Source organism: Streptomyces sp. NPDC007896 (genome assembly GCF_042959425.1).
GTDB lineage: Bacteria > Actinomycetota > Actinomycetes > Streptomycetales > Streptomycetaceae > Streptomyces.
This window is the reverse complement of sequence record NZ_JBIBKX010000010.1, coordinates 88,297-109,079: the sequence shown is the minus strand read 5'-3', so window position 1 is coordinate 109,079 and position 20,783 is coordinate 88,297. Positions and strand designations below refer to the sequence as shown.

The 20,783-nt window shown below is 70.6% G+C and carries 11 protein-coding genes; 7 read left to right on the top strand and 4 right to left on the bottom strand.

Annotated features, from left to right (window positions below; genetic code table 11):
* Positions 1-96 precede the first annotated feature (96 nt).
* The gene (locus ACFZDJ_RS30075) at positions 97-1,905 is read left to right on the top strand and encodes a carbohydrate binding domain-containing protein (protein ID WP_391063528.1); all 1,809 of its coding nucleotides are present in this window, start codon (positions 97-99) and stop codon (positions 1,903-1,905) included.
* Here ACFZDJ_RS30075 and ACFZDJ_RS30070 read toward each other — a convergent pair.
* Positions 1,893-2,711 (bottom strand): phosphatase PAP2 family protein, encoded by an 819-nt coding sequence (locus tag ACFZDJ_RS30070; protein ID WP_391063525.1) that lies wholly within the window; start codon positions 2,709-2,711, stop codon positions 1,893-1,895. The genes ACFZDJ_RS30075 and ACFZDJ_RS30070 overlap by 13 nt on opposite strands.
* A 200-nt stretch (positions 2,712-2,911) precedes the next feature.
* The gene (gene gabT, locus ACFZDJ_RS30065) at positions 2,912-4,246 is read right to left on the bottom strand and encodes a 4-aminobutyrate--2-oxoglutarate transaminase (protein ID WP_385380677.1); all 1,335 of its coding nucleotides are present in this window, start codon (positions 4,244-4,246) and stop codon (positions 2,912-2,914) included.
* A gap of 331 nt (positions 4,247-4,577) precedes the next feature.
* Here gabT and ACFZDJ_RS30060 point away from each other — a divergent pair, with 331 nt between their 5' ends.
* From ACFZDJ_RS30060 to ACFZDJ_RS30050, 3 genes are all read left to right on the top strand, one after another.
* On the top strand, positions 4,578-7,019 hold the full coding sequence (locus ACFZDJ_RS30060) for an ATP/GTP-binding protein (RefSeq protein WP_391063521.1): 2,442 nt from the start codon (positions 4,578-4,580) through the stop codon (positions 7,017-7,019).
* 131 nt (positions 7,020-7,150) lie between these two features.
* A complete protein-coding gene (locus ACFZDJ_RS30055) occupies positions 7,151-8,812 on the top strand; it encodes a PucR family transcriptional regulator ligand-binding domain-containing protein (RefSeq protein WP_390933523.1) in 1,662 nt (553 codons plus the stop codon).
* A 301-nt stretch (positions 8,813-9,113) separates the two neighbouring features.
* Positions 9,114-10,559 (top strand): aldehyde dehydrogenase family protein, encoded by a 1,446-nt coding sequence (locus ACFZDJ_RS30050; protein WP_391063518.1) that lies wholly within the window; start codon positions 9,114-9,116, stop codon positions 10,557-10,559.
* A gap of 109 nt (positions 10,560-10,668) precedes the next feature.
* Here the strand turns inward: ACFZDJ_RS30050 and ACFZDJ_RS30045 are convergent, their stop codons facing one another.
* Complete coding sequence (locus ACFZDJ_RS30045; RefSeq protein WP_391063515.1) at positions 10,669-13,221, bottom strand: alpha-L-rhamnosidase C-terminal domain-containing protein; 2,553 nt, start codon at positions 13,219-13,221, stop codon at positions 10,669-10,671.
* 490 nt (positions 13,222-13,711) lie between these two features.
* Positions 13,712-16,567, bottom strand: coding sequence for a glycoside hydrolase family 3 C-terminal domain-containing protein (locus tag ACFZDJ_RS30040; protein WP_391063512.1), 2,856 nt, complete (start codon positions 16,565-16,567; stop codon positions 13,712-13,714).
* 375 nt (positions 16,568-16,942) lie between these two features.
* On the opposite strand from ACFZDJ_RS30040, the gene ACFZDJ_RS30035 reads away from it, so the two are divergent.
* From ACFZDJ_RS30035 to ACFZDJ_RS30025, 3 genes are read left to right on the top strand one after another with little or no spacing between them, the layout of a single operon-like run.
* Complete coding sequence (locus tag ACFZDJ_RS30035) at positions 16,943-18,640, top strand: extracellular solute-binding protein (RefSeq protein ID WP_391063509.1); 1,698 nt, start codon at positions 16,943-16,945, stop codon at positions 18,638-18,640.
* 27 nt (positions 18,641-18,667) lie between these two features.
* A complete protein-coding gene (locus ACFZDJ_RS30030) occupies positions 18,668-19,702 on the top strand; it encodes an ABC transporter permease (RefSeq protein WP_384912082.1) in 1,035 nt (344 codons plus the stop codon).
* Positions 19,699-20,634 carry a carbohydrate ABC transporter permease gene (locus ACFZDJ_RS30025; protein ID WP_390933518.1) on the top strand — a complete coding sequence of 312 codons (936 nt, stop codon included), beginning with the start codon at positions 19,699-19,701 and terminating at the stop codon, positions 20,632-20,634. Before ACFZDJ_RS30030 ends, ACFZDJ_RS30025 begins: the two co-directional genes overlap by 4 nt.
* Positions 20,635-20,783 lie beyond the last annotated feature (149 nt).

Genomic DNA, 20,783 nt, shown 5'->3' with positions numbered 1-20,783 from the left:
ACCCCGGTAACGGCCAAAGGTCTTGACAACAGGATTGGTCTGGACCAAATTGGGCGCGCTCCACCCTCCTGAATTCCCCCATGCCCGGAGGCAGTTGTGGATCGCACCGAACGCACCAGACCGTCCACGCGTCAGAGGCTGCTCGCCGTGTGCACGGCCACCGTTCTGGCCGTACCCGGCCTCGCCGCACTCTCTTCGGCCGCCCGTGCGGCCGACGCGGACCTGGTCAGGAACGGCGGATTCGAGGCGGGCCTCGACGGCTGGACCTGCACGGCGGGCGCCGTCGTCAACTCACCGGTACGGAGCGGAAGTTCGGCGTTGCAGGCGACCCCGGCCGGCAGTGACTACGCGCAGTGCTCCCAGACGGTGACCGTCAAACCCGGCTCCCAGTACACCCTCGCCGGATACGTCCGCGGCAGTTACGTCTACCTCGGCGCGAGCGGCACCGGCACCACCGACGTCTCCACCTGGACCCAGTCCGCCCCCGACTGGCAGCAGCTCACCACCACCTTCCGCACCGGCCCGTCCACCACCAAGGTCACCCTCTACACCCACGGTTGGTACGGCACCGGCGCGTACTACGCCGACGACGTCTCCCTCGTCGGCCCCGGCGCCGATCAGGGACAGCCCCCGGCCGCGCCCACCGGCCTGGCCGTCGGCACGGTCACCTCCTCGACCGTCGCCCTGTCCTGGTCACCGGTCACCGGCGCGACGGGCTACGCCGTCTACCGCGACGGGGTGAAGGTCCAGACGGCCACCGGCACCTCGACCACCGTGAGCGGCCTCGCACCCTCGACGGCGTACGCCTTCCAGGTCGCGGCGGTGAACGACGCGGGAGAGTCGGCGAAGTCGGCGACGGTCACGGCGACGACGTCCACGGGCTCGGGAGGCTCCACCGGGCACGCCCTGGTCGGCTACCTCCACGCGAGCTTCGCCAACGGCTCCGGCTACACCCGCATGGCCGACGTCCCCGACAGCTGGGACATCATCGACCTGGCCTTCGGTGAGCCGACCTCCACCACCTCCGGCGACATCCGCTTCACCCGCTGCCCCGTCACCGAGTGCCCGAGCGTCGAGAGCGACGTCGACTTCAAGGCCGCGATCAAGGCCAAGCAGGCCGCGGGCAAGAAGGTGCTGATCTCGATCGGCGGCCAGAACGGCCAGGTGCAGTTGACGACGACGGCCGCCCGCGACGCCTTCGTGTCCTCCGTCTCGAAGATCATCGACACCTACGGCCTGGACGGCCTGGACATCGACTTCGAGGGCCACTCGCTTTCCCTGGACGCGAACGACACCAACTTCAAGAGCCCGACCACACCGGTGATCGTGAACCTGATCTCGGCCCTGAAGACCCTGAAGGCCAAGTACGGCTCCAAGTTCGTCCTGACGATGGCCCCGGAGACCTTCTTCGTCCAGCTCGGCTACCAGTACTACGGCACGGGCAAGTGGGGCGGCCAGGACCCGCGGGCCGGCGCCTACCTCCCCGTCATCTACGCCCTGCGCGACGACCTGACCCTTCTGCACGTCCAGGACTACAACTCCGGCTCGATCATGGGCCTCGACAACCAGTACCACTCCATGGGCGGCGCCGACTTCCACATCGCGATGACCGACATGCTGCTGACCGGCTTCCCGGTCGCGGGCGACGCGAACAACGTCTTCCCGCCCCTGCGGCCGGACCAGGTGGCGATCGGCATGCCGGCGTCGACGAACGCGGGCAACGGTTACGTCGCGCCGTCCGAGGTCACCAAGACCCTGGACTGCCTGACCAAGAAGACCAACTGCGGCTCGTACGCCACGCACGGCACCTGGCCGGGGCTGCGCGGCCTGATGACGTGGTCGATCAACTGGGACCGCTTCGGGAGCTGGGAGTTCCAGCGGACCTTCGACGGCTATTTCGGCTGACGGCTGTTTCGGCCGAGGAGGAGCCGGAGCAAGAGCAGCAGCACCGCGCAGAGGCACCAACTGGCCGCCACGTCCAGCGGCCAGTGGTAGCCCCGCCGGATCAGGCCGAAGGCGACGCCCAGGTTCAGGGCGAGACAGCCGGCGAGCAGAGCGCGGCGGGCCCAGGCGCCCCGCAGCCACGGAATCAGCACCAGGGCCGCACCGCCGTACGCGATGACGGCGGTGGCGGTGTGGCCCGAGGGATAGAAGTTCGTGCCCGGGCCCATGACCGGTGGGCCCGGCCGGGCGACCAGTTCTTTCAAAGGCACGATCAATGCCGGAACGACCGCCATCAAGGCCGCCGCCGCGAGGGACGGCAGCCACCAGCGCTCCCGCCCGGCCGCGCGGGCCCGCCACGCCACGTACCCGAGCACGACGGCCAGGACCGGCACCGCGATCGTGACATTGCCCAGGTCCGCCAGCAGTTCGGAGACGTGGTCGGGGTGGACGAGACGGCCGCTGAGGCGTTCGTCCGCGCGGGCGAGGGGGCCGTGGGCCGCGACCTGCCAGGTGATCAGCGCGAAGAGGAGGGCCGGAAGGCCGAGGAAGCCGAGAAGTCCGGGACGCCCGAGGAGGAAGGTCGGCCGCCCCGGAACAGGGGGGGTAGTTCCGAGGCGGCCGTCCAGATCGGGTCGTCGCGCGCCCCGGGGGGTTTGGGGCGGGCGACTGTCCGATCGGTGAGGAGATCCGGAGCCGGAAGCTCCGGGTGTGTGCGCGAGGGCACGACCAGGGCGAAGCTGGGGATGCCTCGACCCGGTGTCACCCACAGTCCCCTGTGGGCGGGGTGTATCTCTCATCTGGGTAGAACCTACGGCAGGGGATCCGGCTCCGACAGACGCAATCGCGTCCCGTCATGCACCTCGCACACGTTCTTCACACGCTCTGACCCCGGTCGCCGCAGTCCCGGAACCAAGCGGAATCCGCGCGGGGCGGTCGGCCGGGATCCGGGGCGGGGACGGGTGGGGCGTCAGATACGGGCGAAGGCCTGCTCGATGATGTCGAGGCCCTCGTTCAGCAGGTCCTCGCCGATGACCAGCGGCGGCAGGAAGCGGAGGACGTTGCCGTAGGTGCCACAGGTCAGGACCAGCAGGCCCTCCTGGTGGCAGGCCTTGGCGAGCGCGGCGGTCGCCTCCGCGTTGGGCTCCTTGGTGGCGCGGTCCTTGACCAGCTCGATGGCGATCATGCCGCCACGGCCGCGGACGTCGCCGATGATGTCGAACTTCTCGGCCATCGCACCGAGGCGGGCCTTCATGACGGCCTCGATGTGCTTCGCCTTGGCGTTGAGGTCGAGCTCCTTCATCGTCTCGATCGCGCCGAGCGCGCCCGCGCAGGCCACGGGGTTGCCGCCGTAGGTGCCGCCCAGGCCACCCGCGTGCGCGGCGTCCATGATCTCGGCGCGGCCGGTCACGGCGGCGAGCGGCAGACCGCCCGCGATGCCCTTGGCGGTGGTGATCAGGTCCGGGACGATGCCCTCGTCCTCGCACGCGAACCACTGGCCGGTGCGGCAGAAGCCGGACTGGATCTCGTCCGCGACGAAGACGATGCCGTTGTCCTTGGCGAACTTGCTGATGGCGGGAAGGAAGCCCTTCGCGGGCTCGATGAAGCCGCCCTCGCCGAGCACCGGCTCGATGATGATCGCGGCGACGTTGTCGGCGCCGATCTGCTTGTTGATCATGTCGATCGCCTGGGCGGAGGCCTCGGCGCCGGCGTTCTCCGGGCCGGTCAGCCAGCGGTAGCCGTACGCCACCGGCACCCGGTAGACCTCGGGCGCGAACGGGCCGAAGCCGTGCTTGTACGGCATGTTCTTGGCGGTCAGCGCCATCGTGAGGTTCGTACGGCCGTGGTAGCCGTGGTCGAAGACGACGACGGCCTGGCGCTTGGTGTACGCACGGGCGATCTTGACGGCGTTCTCGACGGCCTCGGCGCCCGAGTTGAACAGGGCCGACTTCTTGGCGTGGTCACCCGGCGTGAGCTCGGCCAGCGCCTCGGCGACGGCGACGTAGCCCTCGTACGGCGTGACCATGAAACAGGTGTGGGTAAAGTCCTGGAGCTGCGCGGAGGCGCGGCGTACGACGGCCTCGGCGCTCGCGCCGACGGAGGTCACGGCGATGCCGGAGCCGAAGTCGATCAGACGGTTGCCGTCGACGTCCTCGATGATGCCGCCGCCGGCGCGCGTGGTGAAGACAGGGAGCACCGAACCCACACCGGCCGCGACCGCGGCGGTGCGTCGGGCCTGCAGTTCCTGCGACTTCGGGCCGGGGATGGCGGTGACGACGCGGCGCTCCTGCGGAAGTGCGGTCATGAGGGGCTCCCTGATGATCTTGCGAACCGGACGGCCCCGCGGCGGACGGGGTGCGCCGGGCGGGGTGTTTTCGGACTCTTGACTTCTTTCTTCGCAGGCTAGGGCCGGGAACGGAGGGTCGGCATGCTCCATGTGGGCGTTGTCGGAGGAATCCGTTGTCCGCGGTGGACATAGAGGGGCGAGAGGCTGATGGTCCCGGTCCGTCGCCGGTCCGTCGCCGCTCCGTCCGGGCAAGGCGCGGACCCGGCCGCGTAAACGGTGAACTCCCCCCGCAGGGGCACTAGATTGACTCGCGGACGAAGCAGGGAGCGGCTGGTCAGGGGGCAGGGCGATGGACAGCGACGGGACGCAGGACGCGCGGGGCGGGCATACCGGTGCCGTGCCGGGACCCGCCGTGCCGCCGCCACCCGGGCCTCCGCCACCTGGAGTACCCCCCGTACCGAGGGGAACGCCGCCGCGGCCCACGGGTCTGCCGTCCGTGCCGGAGCAGTCCCCGGCCCCCCGGCCCACCGTCGCCGACTGGCTCAACAAGCCACGACCCGCCGCCGGACCCGGGATCTGGCGGTACGGATACCGGGTGCGTCGCCCGTCGAAGGGCCGGGAGCGGCTCTCGCCGGTCACGATCGTCGGGCTCGCGGTCCCGCTCGTGGTGGCGCTGGTCGTCTGGTCGCTGTGGCGCCACGGCAGCGTCCCCTACATGTGGGTCGTGCTGAAGGTGTTCACACCGGACGACTGGTGGTGGAGCGGCACCACCTCGCCCAAGGTGTGGCAGGGGGCGGAGGCCATCGAGGTCTACAACGGGGTCTTCTTCGGCGTGCTGGTCTACACCATGGGCCGGCTGGGGAGCTGGCCCGAGGTCGTCCGCCACTACGTCACCGCCCGGCCCCAGCCCCTGCGCGCCGCCCTCGCCGCGCTGGGCGCGCTGATCGCCCTGACGTTCGTCTTCCCGAACGCCTTCCCCGGAGTCGGCTGGGACGCCCTGCCGGTCGTCGCCCCGCTGTTCTCCCTCGTGGCCCTGGTCTTTGGCGGCTATGACCTGTTCCAGTCGCAGCTGATCACCGACGGGCTCTACACGCTGATCACCCTGCTCGTGGTGTGGCCGTTCGCCCGTATCGGCGCCTGGCGGAGATACGCCAGGCAGTGGCTCGCCGCCCGGGCCGCGCGCAACGAGGCACAGGAGGCCGGCACCGCGAAGTTCGCGCCGGACCTGCCCGCCGCCCAGTGGCCCGAACTGCGTGACGCCGGACAGCACGAGGCGGCGGAGCTGCTCACCGCCGAAGTGCTCGGCGGCCGGATGAACGACGTGGACTGCGCCCGGGTGCGGCGCGCGTGGACCACGGCGAAGTGGGACGCCACGCGCCTGGCCGCCTTCGTCGACACCGTGCTGCGACGGGGCGGGGCGGCCTGGACGCATCCCTCCGGGGCCCGGGACCTGCCCGCCCGCACCGCGGCGCACGACGTGCTCGCGGGACAGGTGCGCATCGGGCGGTGGACGACCGGGGACCGTACCCCGGAGGCCTACGACGGCGGGGGCGCGGCCCTCGACCCGGAGGCCCTGGGCACCTCCCTGCTCGCCGTCGGTCCCTCCGGCTCCGGGAAGACTCGGCACCTGGTCGGACCCGTCGTCGAGTCGCTCGCCCTGCAGGCGCTCACCGGGCGGTGCGCCGTCGTCGCGGTCGCCGCCGCCGGGACGCCGCTCGGCCCGGACTCGGCCTTCGACGTCGTGGTGAAGATCGGCGACCCCGCCTCCGTCCACGACCTCGACCTGTACGCGGACTCCGACGACCCCGACGAAGCGGCCTCCTTCCTCGCCGAAGGGCTCGCCGGGGACCTCGACGCGGTGGCCGGCCAGCGGGCCACCACCGCGCTCGCCCAACTCCTCGGCCCCTACCGGGCCGTGCACCGCACCTTCCCGCCCATGTCCGTCCTACGGGAACTCCTGGAAGGCGTACCGGCGGCCCTGACCACCCTGCACCAAGCCCTCTCGGGACCGCAGCACGCCGGAATGCGCCGCGAACTGGAAGCCCGCATGCGGCAGGTCGGCAGCCCGGCCGACGCGGGCCCGGCGCTCGCCGACCGGCTGGCGCTCCTGGACCGGCCGGCCTTCGCCGACTTCTTCGGCGCGGGCGGCACCACCCGCGCCTTCTCGCTGCGCGCCGTGGCCCACCATCCGCTGCGGGTGCGGATCGACCTGCCCGAGCACGGACACGAGGAGGCCGCCCGGCTGCTCGCCCGGCTCGTACTGGCCCAGTTCACCGCCGTCGTACGCGGCGGCGAGCGCCCGCACTTCGCCTGCCTGGTCCTCGACGACGCCACCGGAACGCTGACGCCCGACTCCGTACGCCGCATCCAGCGCCTGCGCTCCCAGAACGCGGGGGTGGTGCTCGCCCTGCGCACGATCGGCGACATCCCCGAGGCGCTGCACGGGCCGCTGTACGGTGCCGTGGGCTGCCGGATGGCGTTCTCCGGCGTCACGACCTGGGACGGCAGCCGCTTCGCCCACGCCTGGGGCACGGAGTGGGTCGAGACCCGTGACGTGGCCAAGCACACCGTCTTCGCGGATCAGCCGATGACCCGGGCCATCCACGCCCTGCGCAAGCTGGTCACCGGAAAGGCCGTCACCACGGACGCGGTGACCATAAGGAAGGTCGAGCGGGAGCGCTGGTCGGCGTCCGAGCTGGCGCACGAGGTGCCGCCGGGGCACGCGGTGCTGTCGCTCACCACGGTGGGGGGAGAGCACACGCCGCCGTTGCTGGTGGATCTGCGGAGCTAGGGCCCGTCCGGGCACAAGGTCACCGGCGGACCGTACGGTGAGGCAGAATCGACATAGGTCGTTCATACGTTGCGGCCAAAAGATCACACAGTCCGTGACCGTCGAAGATCCTGTGAAGACCTGAAGGTCCCATGCGCCCCACGCTCGCCTCGATCGTCCACCACTCCGCGCTCAAACTGACCGTGCGGGCGGGCGAGGACCGTCTGGACGTACCCGTCCGCTGGGCCCACGTCAGCGAGCTCGCCGACCCCGTGCCGTACATGGAGGGCGGGGAACTGCTGCTGATCACCGCGCTCCAGCTGGACGCGGAGGATCCGGACGTCATGCGGCGCTACGTGAGGCGGCTGGTGGGAGCCGGAGTCGTCGGGCTCGGCTTCGCCGTCGGGGTCAACTACGACGAGATCCCGAAGGCCCTGGTCGACGCGGCGGAGGAGGAGGGCCTGCCGCTCCTGGAGGTCCCCCGCCGCACCCCCTTCCTGGCCATCAGCAAGGCGGTGTCGGCCGCGATCGCCGCGGACCAGTACCGGGCCGTGACGGCGGGCTTCGCCGCGCAGCGCGAACTGACGAAACAGGCCCTGAACGACGGCCCCGAGGGACTGCTGTCGGCGCTCGCGGGACAGCTGGACGGCTGGGCGGCCCTGTACGACGCGTCCGGCGCCGTCGTCGCCACCGCGCCCGAGTGGGCCGGGCGGCGGGCCGCGCGGCTCACCCCCGACGTCGAACGGCTGCGGGAGCGCCCCGCGCCCGCCAGCTCCGTCGTCGGCGGCGAGGACCGCGTGGAACTCCACTCCCTCGGCACCGGCCGCCGCCCCCGCGCCGCGCTCGCCGTCGGAACGGCCGCCGCCCTCGGCACCGCCGAGCGCTACGCCGTGCACTCCGCGATCGCACTGCTGACCCTCACCACCGAACGCTCACGGTCGCTGCACGCTGCCGAGCAGCGCATCGGGGCGGCGGTGCTGCGCATGCTGCTCGCCGGGCAGCCCGAGCACGCGCGGACCGTGGCCGGAGACCTCTACGGGGAACTGCTCGACGCGCCCTTCCGGCTGATCCTCGCCGAGTCGGCGTCCGCTTCGGCGGCGCGGGCGCACGCGGACGGGCACGCGCGCGTGGCCGCCGCGAAACCGTCCAAGGCCCCCGTCGTCGTGCCGGACCCGACGAACGGCGACCCGCTCGGCGGGCTCGCCGAGATCGTCGAGTCGGCCGCCGCCCGCTCCGGTGAGTCCGTGCTCGTCGTGCCCGACGGGGAGCGGCTGGTCGTGCTCGCCGTGGACGGAGGCGCGGCGGTGACGGCGTGCGGGGAGTACGCGGCCGCGCTGGACGCCGCGCGGATCGCCACCCGGGAGCAGCCCGTGGGCGACGAGGACGAACTGGTCGTCGGGTTGTCGGCCCCCGCCGGGCCGATCGCCGCGGCCGCCGCCTACAAGCAGGCCGAGCAGGCGCTGTCCGTGGCCCGGCGGCGGGGGCGGTCGCTGGTCGAGCACGAGGAGCTGGCCGCGGGGTCCGTGCTGCCGTTGCTCGCCGATGACGCGGTGCGGGCGTTCGCGGACGGGTTGCTCCGCCCGCTGCACGAGCACGACGCCACCGGGCGGGGGGATCTGGTCGCCTCGCTGCGGGCGTGGCTGTCCCGGCACGGGCAGTGGGACGCCGCCGCCGCCGACCTGGGTGTGCACCGGCACACCCTGCGATACCGGATGCGACGCGTCGAGGAGATCCTCGGCCGCTCCCTCGACGACCCCGACGTCCGCATGGAACTGTGGCTGGCGCTGAAGGCGACGGCGGCGGCGGGGGAGTAGGAACGCCGGGTGGGTTCTTCGTCCGCGGGGCGGTGGGGCCGGTCGCGCAGTTCCCCGCGCCCCTTCAGGGGCGCGGGGAACTGCGCGGTCTTTTGGGGGGTCGGGGGCGGAGCCCCCGTGGGATGGGACGGGTAGGGGCGGCGGGGGCGAGGAAAACCCGGCGGTCACCTCGATCGTGCCAAAGCGGAGTGCCACGACCCGGTACTGCTACGTCCCGGACAAACGACCTGCCGCCGCCCCGGCCCTACCGTGGACCACGAACGCCAAGGACTCCTCAACCTCGGAAGGGCCGGGAATCGACATGACTTCCACCCACGCCTTCTGGCTCGCCGGCCGCCAGGCCACCGGTGAGACCACCCTCGATGTCACCTCGCCGTGGGACGGCCGGGTCGTCGGTCAGGTCAGCGTCCCGACCGAGGCACAGGTCGAGGAGGCCGTCGCCGCCGCGTACGCCGTACGCGACGAGTTCGCCGCCACCCCCGCCCACGTCCGCGCCGCCGCCCTCGACCACGTCAGCAAGCGCCTGGTCGAGCGCACCGAGGAGATCGCGCAGCTCATCTCCGCCGAGAACGGCAAGCCGATCAAGTGGGCCCGCGGCGAGGTCGGCCGCGCGGTGTCCGTCTTCCGGTTCGCCGCCGAGGAGGCCCGCCGCTTCAACGGCGGCGAGGCCCAGCGCCTCGACACCGACCTCGGCGGCCAGGGCCGCCTCGCCCTCACGCGCCGCTTCCCGAAGGGCGTCGTCCTCGGCATCGCGCCCTTCAACTTCCCCCTCAACCTGTGCGCCCACAAGATCGCCCCGGCCATCGCCGCCGGCGCGCCGATCATCCTGAAGCCGGCGCCCGCGACCCCGCTCTCCGGCCTGATCATCGGTGACCTGCTCGCCGAGACGGAGCTGCCGGCCGGCTCCTGGTCGATCCTCCCGGTCTCCAACGACCGGATGCCCGCCCTCGTCCAGGACGAGCGGCTCCCGGTCATCTCCTTCACCGGGTCCGAGAAGGTCGGCTACGCGATCATGGACTCGGTGCCGCGCAAGCACTGCACCCTGGAGCTCGGCGGCAACGGCGCGGCCGTCGTCCTCGGCGACTGGGCGAGCGACGCGGACCTGGACTGGGCCGCGACCCGCATCGCCACCTTCTCCAACTACCAGGGCGGCCAGTCCTGCATCTCCGTGCAGCGCGTGATCGCGGACGCGTCGGTGTACGAGCGTCTGCTGCCGCGCATCGTCGCCGCCGTCGAGGCCCAGGTCACCGGCGACCCGTCCGACGACAAGACGGACGTCGGCCCGCTGGTCAGCGAGGACGCCGCCCAGCGCGTGGAGTCCTGGGTCGACGAGGCCGTCCGGTCCGGCGCCACCCTCCTCACCGGCGGCAAGCGCGACGGTGCCTCCTACGCGCCGACCGTGCTCACCGACGTACCGGCCGAGGCGACGATCTCCTGCGAGGAGGTCTTCGGACCGGTCCTCACCGTGCGCAAGGTGGACGGGGAGGCGGAGGCCTTCGCCGCCGTCAACGACTCCAAGTACGGCCTCCAGGCAGGCGTGTTCACGCACGACCTGCAGGTCGCCTTCCGCGCCCACCGCGCACTGGAGGTCGGTGGCGTGGTCGTCGGCGACGTGCCGTCCTACCGTGCCGACCAGATGCCCTACGGCGGTGTGAAGCAGTCCGGTGTCGGCCGCGAGGGCGTCAAGTTCGCGATGGACGACTACACGTACGAGCGGGTCCTCGTGCTGACGGGCCTCGCGCTCTAAGGAGCACGAGAGTTTCAGAGGCGCGACAGTCGACGGCCGGAACCCACTGTGCGGGGGTTCCGGCCGTCGGCGTCAGTGTCCTCGTCCGCCCGGCACAGCAGACCGCCGGCTACCGAGGCGTCACGGTGAAGCGGTGAGCGCCGGCGTGCGGAGCGGTGATCGTCACGTAGCCGTCGACGACCTTCACGTCACCACGTGCGGCGCGGTGTCCGTCCCACACCTTGTCCCCGTTGACGCGCACCACCACGTCCTTGGCCGGTTGAGGGAGGACGACCACACCGACGGTGTGCTGGGGAGCGTGGACGGTCAGATCGAACCGTGCGCGGGAGTTGGTCCACGCGACCCCCAGCGGACCGTGCGGGGTGGGCAGTTCACCTTGCGCCCAGGCAACGCTCCCCAGGTGGGGACGCACCGTCCACTCGCTGTATCCCGGCGAGGTCGGCCGGCCGCCCAGGAGCTCGTGTGTCAGAGCCGGCAGAACACCCGTCGACCACCCGTGGGCCATGCTGGTGAAACCGTCCTCGTAGAGCGACCCGTTGGGACCGATGCCCTCCCAGTTGGTGACGCCCGGGTCATGGCTGTCCATCCAGCCGTAGGTGCGCCGGATCTGGTCCAGTGCGGAGTCCGCGCGCCCGGTCAGGAAGCGGGCGACGATCTCCGGGTATGAGGTGAACGCGTACACGCGCTGCGAGGCGCCACCGAAAATGGTGTCGTTGTCCATGAACGCATTGCCGTAACGCAGCTGTGTGGTGGCATCGAGATGTGCGAGGGCGCTGGTGGCACGCTCGGAGTCGGCGACCCCTGCGGTGATGGCGATGGCATTGCCGTCCTGGGCGTGCCGGACCGGGCCGGTCGCGGAGTCGAGGTAGGCGCCCGCCGACTCGTCCCACAGATGGGTGTTGACCGCCTGGGTGACGTCGTCGGCGCGTCGCGCCCATCGTGTCGCGTCCGCGTCGTGCCCCAGCCACCGCGCCAGGCGTGCCGCGTCGTTGAGGGCCTGGACGTAGAGAGCGTTGTAGTAGGTGATCCGGCCGGTGCGGTCCAGGAAGGCGTAGTCGCCGTAGCCCGCGGTGTCGTTGAGTCCCTTGCTGAGCAGTCCGGCCGTGTCGGTCACGCTGGGATACCACGCGTCCAGGACTTTCAGCAGGTTCGGGTAGTAGTGGGCCGCGTAGGCCCGGTCCCCGGTGTACAGGACGTAGTCCCAGCTGCAGGTCACCCACCACAGGGGATAGTCGAACAGGTGAAGGTCGTAATGGGCGATGGATGCCGGGGGGATCCAGCCGTCGGCCCGCTGGTGGTCGGCGAGGTCCGCCAGGACGTTGCGCGCCGCGACCGCGGCGTCGTCGTGCGTGAGGTAAAGGGTCCGCGCGGACACCGCGAGGTCGCCGACGTAGGGGTCGCGGTCCCGCTTGGCACCGTCCTGCAGAACCAGCCTTCCCTCGAGCGACTCGCTCCAGGCGTTGCGAGGATCGACGTCGTCACGGCGGAACGTGTCGGTGACAAGCTCGTTGGTGTACGACGCGCCGTACCAGTAGCGGTTCAAGTCCTCCTCGGAGCACTCGAACCAGCCACGGTAGGTGTCCGGTGTCCCCAGATAGGCGCTGAACTCCAGGGCGACGGAATCGACCGCGACCGTGCCCCAGGGCTGTGCCGCGGGGGCGTCGGTGGTCAGGGCGTCCAGAGTGATCTTCAGGTACCGGAATCCGTGCAGTCCGTCCGCGTAGACCTTGTCCCCGGCCTGGAATCCCTTGTGGTCGAGCCAGTCGGCGCCCTGGACGGGAACGGCGAACTGGTCGGTTCCCTGGCCCGCTCCGCCGGCCTGGTCGGAGCGAGTGAAGTCGGAGCGGTCGCTCAAGAACTGCTTCGTCTCCGAAAAGGCCAGGCGCACCCCAGGGGAGTTGTCGGAGGCCGAGGCGAAGCGGAGACGCGGATACCCCACGACGACCTTGCCGAAGTCGAGCGTCACACTCGGCGCGGCGACCACCGCGATCGGCGCGGGCCACACCTCGTTGACACGGGTGAAAGCGCCGTGCGGCGTGTCCTGGACCGCGGTCACCGTGATACGGATCCGGGTGGTGGTCACCGCCGCCGCGAACGGCACCGCACACTGGACGACATCGTTGTCCGCGATCGTGGCGACGGTCCGCCACTGCTCGTCCTGCCAGGCCTCGACAGTGAAATCGGTCGGCACGCCATCGCTGTTGGAGACGAGTGTGAGACCGGACAGCTCCTTCGGCACAGGCAGCGTGATGGTCAGCGTGTCGGGTCCGGCGGCGATCGTGTCGTCGTTCCAGAACGTGTCCGGGTCTCCGTCGATGGCGTTGCCGGCCACGTAGGTGCGCGGCTTTCCGTCGTTGCCGTTGTTGCCGGCGTGCGCGGAGGACGCCTCGGCCACCGTTCCCTCGGGCCACCTGGGCGGGACCGCCGGCTTCTCACGGTGCAGGACGGTCGCGGCCCCGCCCGCTCGCAGCAGGGCGTCGGGCCGTCGTACGTCGCCGGTGGTGGCGATGACCTTGACCGGCCGCACGGTGGGGGAGGAGGGCGCCTGCACGTAGCGGTGCCAGGATCTGCTCCCCCCGGCTGCCCCGGGCGCGGCCTTTTCCAGGGGAGTCGCGCCGACTGATGCGGCCGCCGATCCGGAAACAGTGACGGACAGTGCCACGGCACTGGCTCCCGCCACCACCACTGCGCGTCGGCCGGGGCCTGGCTGCGAAGCCTGCTCGTCACTCGGGCTCATGCTGCCTCATCTCTCATCACCATTGATTGAAACGATTCAATCCCGGGGGGTGACGTGAAGCTATCGCAGGGCGTTCCCGCCGTACAGGGGTTGCACAGAGTGGGCGGCTCTCCGTGTGGGAATGGGTGGAAATGACCTGCGACTCGCCCCACGGAAGCCGCTGTACGGCGTCGTCAAGGGCGTGGTGAACAACCCCTTCCCCGCGCCCGCCACGCCCGCTGCCGCCGCGAGCCGGACATCCGCCAAGGCCGGTGCGATGGCATGGAATACCGGATCACGGGCCGCTGCGGCGCGGACACTCAAACGTTTCACGGGCTCGCTGGAACGGCGGTCGGCGGACGTCTCCCCCCGCACGAATGGCCCGGCACCGATGCCTTCCGGTGCCGGGCCCCTGGTGGTCGGCCTGTCCGGACCCTCAACCGGAGAAGTCGACCCGCGCGAGCCGCAGCGGGCCGCGCAGCCTGAGGTGCAGGTCGTGCACACCGTCGGCCGCGAACTCGGCGCCGGTGGTGGTGTAGTCGTACGGACCCTTCGTCCCGCCGAAGGTGACCGTCGCGAGTGACGGGCCCCCGTCCAGCGACACCTCGACGACTCCTTCGCCGGACGCCTCGACATCGACCCGCGTGACACCGCTTCCGAAGTCGCGGCCGCGGTAGGCGAGTTCGCCCGTCGCGTCGGCCCTCGGAGTCACCGCGTCGCCCGACACCTTCGTACGGTCGACGATCTCGATGTCCCGCTGTTCGTCGAAGTCGACTGCGTTCAGGCCGAGTTCGCGCACCGGGCGGGGGGTGGCGGGCTCGCCGGCGAGGTCGGTCGTGGCGCGCAGACGGATGTCCTCGCTGGACGCGCCCGCGAGGAGTTCGTACGCGCCCGGCTCCAGACGGGGCCTGCCGACCGCCACATCCCAGAACTCCAGTGCGGAGAGGGGGAGTTCGAAGGTCAGTCGCTCCGAGGTGCCGGGGGCGAGGTGGAGACGCCGGTGGGCCAGCAGCTCGCGGCGGGGGCGCGGCACCGACGGGTCCACGGCGCGCGCGTAGAGCTGGGCCACCTCGTCCGCGGGCGCCGCGCCCGTGTTGGTGACCGTGAAGGAGACCTTCAGTGCGGCCTGAGCCTCGGTGACCTCCAGATCCTCGTACGCGAACGTCGTGTACGCGAGACCGTGGCCGAACGGGAACAGCGGGGTGCCCTCGAAGTACAGATACGTCTGGCGGCCGCCGATCACGTCGTAGTCGAGCAGGTCGGGCAGGTCCGCGTCGGAGGCGTACCAGGTCTGCGGGAGGCGGCCCGCGGGGGAGACGTCGCCGGCCAGGACGCGGGCCAGGGCGGTGCCCGCCGCCTGGCCGCCGTGCGCGGTCCACAGGACGGCGGGGAGGTCGGTGGGGTCCACCGCGTAGGGGTACGCCGAGACCAGGGCGAGGACGGTGTCCGGGTTCGCGGCGCGGGCGGCGCGCAGCAGGCGCTCCTGGTGGGCGGGGAGCCGGAGGGTGGTGCGGTCCTGCGTCTCGCGCCCGTTGATGTGCGGGTCGTTGCCCGCCACGACCACGACCACGTCGGCCGCCTGCGCCACGCGGGCCACGGCGTCCTCGCCGCGCTCGGTGAACTCCAGCTCGAAAATCTCCGGGGCGTCGTCGGCAACCCTGACGCCGTCGGCGGCGACAGAGAGATGCCCACCCGTCCCGACATGCCTCAGGAGGTGGCCGCTCCCATGGGATCCGGAGCGGGAACCCGCCGGTTCGAGGCGGAACGTCTCCTGGACGACCCAGCCACCCGGCTGGTCGGCGGACGCGCGGAGGTAGCCGTCCTCGGCGACCGAGAGGTAGCGGCCGTCGGGGGCCCGCAGGGTCAGCAGCCCCTCGCCCCAGTCGATCAGCGCGAGGTCGGTGCCGGTGGCGTCGGTGGTGAGGGGCGGCAGGTCCGTGCGGCCCGCGAGCAGGGCGGGGTCCAGCGCGCCCTCGGCGCCGCGCACCTCGTCGTCCGCGTCCCCGGCGAGGGGCACCGACAGATACGTACCGGAGGAGGTCCTCAGGCGTACGCGGTCCACGCCCTCGGCGAAGTCGACGTGCTCGGCACCGAAGCGCTCGTACAGGCCCTCCAGCGGTGTGGAGCGGTGGATGAGTGTGCCGCTGTACCAGTCGAGCTTGCACTCGTCGGCGAGGAGGCCCACGACGGCGACGCGTACGCCCGGACGCAGTGGCAGCAGGCCGTCGTTCTTGAGGAGGACGATCGCCTGCTCGGCCGCCTCCCGGGCGAGCGCGCGGTGGGCCGGGGTGTCGAAGTCCGAGGCGGCGGCATGGGGGTCCGTGTGCGGGTCGAACTCGCCGAGCCGGAAGCGGATCGCGAGCTGGCGGCGGACGGCCGCGTCGATGTCCGCCTCGCCCAACAGGCCCTTCTCCAAGGCCCCTCGGACCCGGTCCACGATCTTCGAACCGTCCGTGCCGTGGTCCGTGAAGCTGTCGACCCCGGCGAGGATCGCGGCGGCGGTCGCCTCCTCGTGGGTGTCGAAGTAGTGCTCGGAGTCGACCAGGTTGGAGGGGGCACCCGCGTCGGAGCACACCAGGAGGTCCTGGTCCGTCCAGGTGCGCAGGTGTTCCCGGAGGTACGGGGAGACGTGGTTGGGGCGGCCGTTGACCAGGTTGTACGCCGGCATCACGCCCGCCACCGCGCCCGCCTCGACGGTCGCGCGGAAGGCCCGCAGGTCGTACTCGTGCAGCACGCGCGGGCGGACCGAGGAGGAGGCGGTGTCCCTGTCCGTCTCGTTGTTGTGGGCGAGCCAGTGCTTGAGGACGGGGGCCGTGCGCCAAAGGTCGGGGTGGTCGCCGCGCAGGCCCCGGGTGTACGCCGTGGCGATCGCGGAGGTGAGCTTCGGGTCCTCCGAGTAGCCCTCCTCGTTGCGGCCCCACAGCGGGTGGCGCAACAGATTGACCGTGGGGGACCAGACGTTGAGGCCCACCCGGTCGTCGCGGGCGCGCATCGCGCGGACCTCGGCCGAGACCGCGTCGCCGACGCGGCGTACGAGATCCGTGTTCCAGGTCGCGCCGAGGCCGACGGCCTGGGGGAAGACCGTCGCCGGGCCCATCCAGGCCACACCGTGCAGCGCCTCCTGGCCGGTGCGGAACGCGGCCACCCCGAGCCGCTCCACGGCGGGCGCGAACTGGTGCAGGAACGCGATGCGCTCGTCGAGCGTGAGCCGCGCCAGCAGATCGTCGATGCGCTTCGCGAACGGCAGCCGCGGATCGCGAAAAGGCGGCGTAGGCGGCGTTTGTGCGGTCACGTGGTGATCCCTTTGCGGTGGAGCGACGGGGTGCTTTCGAAGCGCTTCGATGCTCGATCGCCCGAGGGGTGGGTGTCAAGACACCTCGATGCAACAACTCCGTTTCCTCATTGGCATTTCAAGCGCCGGATGAGTCCGCTCCAGTCCTCCACACCTCCGAGGAATCTTGGAATCGGCTCTTGTGCACCCCCAGGTGTTCACTTAACCTCGCAGCAACATCGAAGCGCTTCGACTAGTGGGAGGCTCCCTCGGGAGCACGCAGTCCTCCACGCAGTCCTCCGAGGACCGCTTCGGCTCAGCCAGTTCCACTCAAGACACCGCAGCCGACGGCTCCACCGCCGGGTGTCCTGCTGTGCGCCATGAAGGGTTGACGCAATGACGCCGAACGCCGCCACCTCCGCCACCTCCGCTCCCAGCCGGAGAAGCTTCCTCGCCTCCACCGCGGTCGCCGCCGCGGCGGTGGCGGGAGGGATGCCGCTGCTCGCCGCCTGCGGCGGCTCGGACAGCGGCTCGGGCGGGGGCACGTCGGCGGGCAAGAACGCCAAGAAGCTGCTGCCGGCCTACGTCGCGACCAACGTGGTGACCCCTGACATCGCCGCCAAGAACGGCTCCGCGGTCGGCTTCACCAGCAAGCTCGACATCGCTTCCCTGAAGACCTCGGTGCCGAAGAAGCTCGGCAAGGGCGGCAAGGTCAGCATCATGTCGCCGTTCTGGGGTTCCCCGCCGAAGGGGGACAACGCCTACTACAAGGCGATGAACGACCTGATCGGTGTCGACGTCCAGTGGCAGAACCAGGACGGCAACACCTACGACCAGAAACTCGGCGCGGTCCTGGCCTCCAGTGACATCCCGGACGTCGTGGTCATCCCCGGCTGGAACATGGGCGGCAAGATACCCAGCGCCATCATCGGCAAGTTCGCGGACCTCGGCCCGTACCTCTCCGGGGACGCGATCAAGGAGTACCCGAACCTCGCGGCGATCCCGACGGACGCCTGGCAGCGCTCCCTCTTCGGCGGCAAACTGCGCGGCCTGCCCCAGCCGGCCCCGTACGTCACCGGCATCGTGCCCCTGTACCGCAAGGACATCTTCGACAAGGAGGGGTACGAAATCCCCACCTCGGCCGACGAGTTCACGGCGCTGTGCAAGGAGATCACCAACGCCAAGGCCAAGCGGTGGGCCTGCCTCGACATGAAGTGGACCGCCTTCCAGTCCTTCGGTGTGCTCTCGGGCAGCGAGAAGCCGCTCGGCTGGAACCTCGTCGACGGCAAGATGGTCTATCGCATCGAGACCCAGGAGTACCTCGAAGCGCTGGAGTGGACCCGCAAGCTGTTCGCCGCCGGATACGTCCACCCGGACGCCAAGCTGGGCAAGAGCGCGGCCACCGACCCGGGCCCCAAGTTCGCGGCCGGCGAGTTCCTCATCTACGCCCAGAACATCTCGCAGTGGTGGAGCCGCACCGCCGAACAGGCCACCCAGAACCCGGACTACAAGATCTGGGGCATGGACATCTTCGGCCACGACGGCGGTGCCCCGACCCTCTGGGCCGAGCAGCCGGCCGGCATCTTCGCCTTCGTCAGCAAGAAGGCCTCCGAGTCCGTGATCCGTGACGTGCTCGCCGTCGCGAACGTCACCGCCGCGCCGTACGGCACCAAGGAGTACATGATCACCAACTACGGCGTCGAGGGCACCCACTACACCGTCAAGAACGGCGTTCCCACCAAGACCGACCAGGGCAACAACGAGGTCATCAACGCCTACGTCATGGTCGCGAGCCCCACCGCGACCATCGCCCACCCCGACTTCCCCGAGGTCGCCAAGGCACAGGTCGAGTGGCAGCAGCGGATGGGCGCCTTCACCAAGAAGTCCTCCTTCTACGGCATGCAGATCACCGAGCCCTCCCGCTACACCAATCTCTCCAACGACTTCGAGCAGTTGGAGGACGACATCGTCCGCGGCCGCAAGAAGATCAGCGACATGCAGCAGGCCGTCTCCGACTGGAAGAGCAAGGGCGGCGACAAACTGCGCGACTGGTACAAGAAGCTGCTCGACGAGAACGGCTCGGCGACGAGCTGACCGGGCACCGAGGCAAGGAGAACGGCCGTGTCCCACAGCACGGTGCCTCGGAGCGGGACCGAGGCCGACACGACAGGGAAGACCCCGGTGGCGCCCGGCGGCGCCACCGGCTCCCGGGAGAAACGCCCCTCCGGGAAGGTGAGCCTGCGGCTCAGGTTCAGACGCGACCGCGTCCTGCTCCTGATGACGCTGCCGGCGGTCCTGCTGGTCCTGCTCTTCAACTATGTGCCGATCCTCGGCAACATCGTCGCCTTCCAGGACTACGACCCGTACATCAGCGACAACGGCATCGTCTCCATGCTGCACAGCCCCTGGGTGGGCATCGAGAACTTCCAGCGGGTCTTCGCGGACTCGGCGTTCTGGAGTGCCGTGCAGAACACCCTCGTGCTGTTCTTCCTCCAGCTCGTCCTGTACTTCCCGATCCCGATCGTGCTCGCGCTGCTCATCAACAGCGTGGTCAGGCCCAGGGTCCGGGCGCTCTCGCAGGCCATCCTCTACCTGCCGCACTTCTTCTCCTGGGTGCTGGTCATCGCCGTCTTCCAGCAGCTCTTCGGCGGCGCCGGAATCCTCTCGCAGCTGCTGCGGCAGCACGGGTACGACGGTCTCGACATCATGACCGACCCCACCACCTTCAAGTTCCTGATCACCGCGGAGAGCGTGTGGAAGGACGCCGGCTGGGGGATCATCGTCTTCCTCGCCGCGCTGTCCTCGGTCAGCCCGGACCTGTACGAGGCCGCCGCGATGGACGGCGCGGGTCGCTGGCGCCGCATGTGGCACGTCACGCTGCCCGCGCTGCGCCCGGTGATCGCCCTGCTGCTGGTGCTCCGCGTCGGTGACGCTCTCACCGTCGGCTTCGAACAGATCCTGCTCCAGCGCGACGCCGTCGGACCAGGAGCGGCGGAGGTCCTCGACACCTTCGTCTGGTGGAACGGCGTCCGCAACCAGGACTTCGGCTACGCGGCGGCCGCCGGACTGATCAAGGGCGTGGTCAGCCTCGGCCTGGTCCTCGCCGCGAACAAGGTGGCCCATCTCATGGGCGAGCAGGGGGTGTACAAGAAGTGACCGCCGTCATCGACAAACCCGTGCGCGGCCCCGGCCGCCTGGCCGCGCCGCCCCGGCCGGCGTGGGAGGAGGAGCCCAGCAAGGCAGGCCTCGCGGGCAAGGGACTCGTGCTGACCCTCGCCTGCCTGGGGATCTTCTTCCCGCTGTGGATCGTCATCGTCACCAGCCTCTCCTCACGGAAGACCATCGACGAGGCCGGCGGCCTGGTGATGGTGCCCAAGGGCATCACCTTCGTCGCCTACAAGGAACTCCTCAGCGGCGGCCAGGTCACCCGCGCCTCGGTCATCAGCATCCTGATCACCCTCGTCGGCACGCTGTTCTCCATGACGGTGTCCGTCCTGTGCGCCTACGGCCTCTCCCGCATCGGCTCGCTCGGCCACCGCTGGATCCTGATGGCGCTGCTGGCGACCATGTTCTTCAGCGCCGGTCTCATCCCGACCTATCTGCTGGTGCAGTCGCTGGGCCTGACCGACAGCTATCTCGCGCTGATCCTCCCGAGCGCGATCAGCGTCTTCAACATCCTGGTGCTGCGCGGCTTCTTCATGGGCATCTCGCAGGAACTCATCGACAGCGCCCGCATCGACGGCGCCGGTGACCTCCGCATTCTGTTGCGGATCGTCATGCCACTCTCCCGCGCGGTCCTCGCGGTGATCACCCTCTTCTACGCCGTCGGGTACTGGAGCGCCTGGTTCAACGCCTCGCTCTACCTCAACGACCAGGACATGATGCCGTTGCAGAACGTCATGATCCAGCTCGTGCAGAAGCAGGAGGCCCCGGTGGGCCTCGGCCAGGCCATCAAGACCGGCCAACTGTCCGGCCTGGCCGTGCAGATGGCGGTCATGGTGATGGCGTTGCTGCCGGTGGCCGTGTTGTCGCCGTTCGTGCAGAGGCATTTCAAGAAGGGCATGTTGACGGGCGCGGTGAAGGGCTGACCGGCGCCTGTTGAAGAGGGCTCTCCGGTTCTTCGGCGACCGCGGGTTGTTCGTGGCCGGTCGCGCCCACGCGGCGGAGCCGCATATCGATACAGCCCGGCGCCCCTCAGGTAGATCCCCTGACCGTCTCTCCGTAGAACGAGGTATGT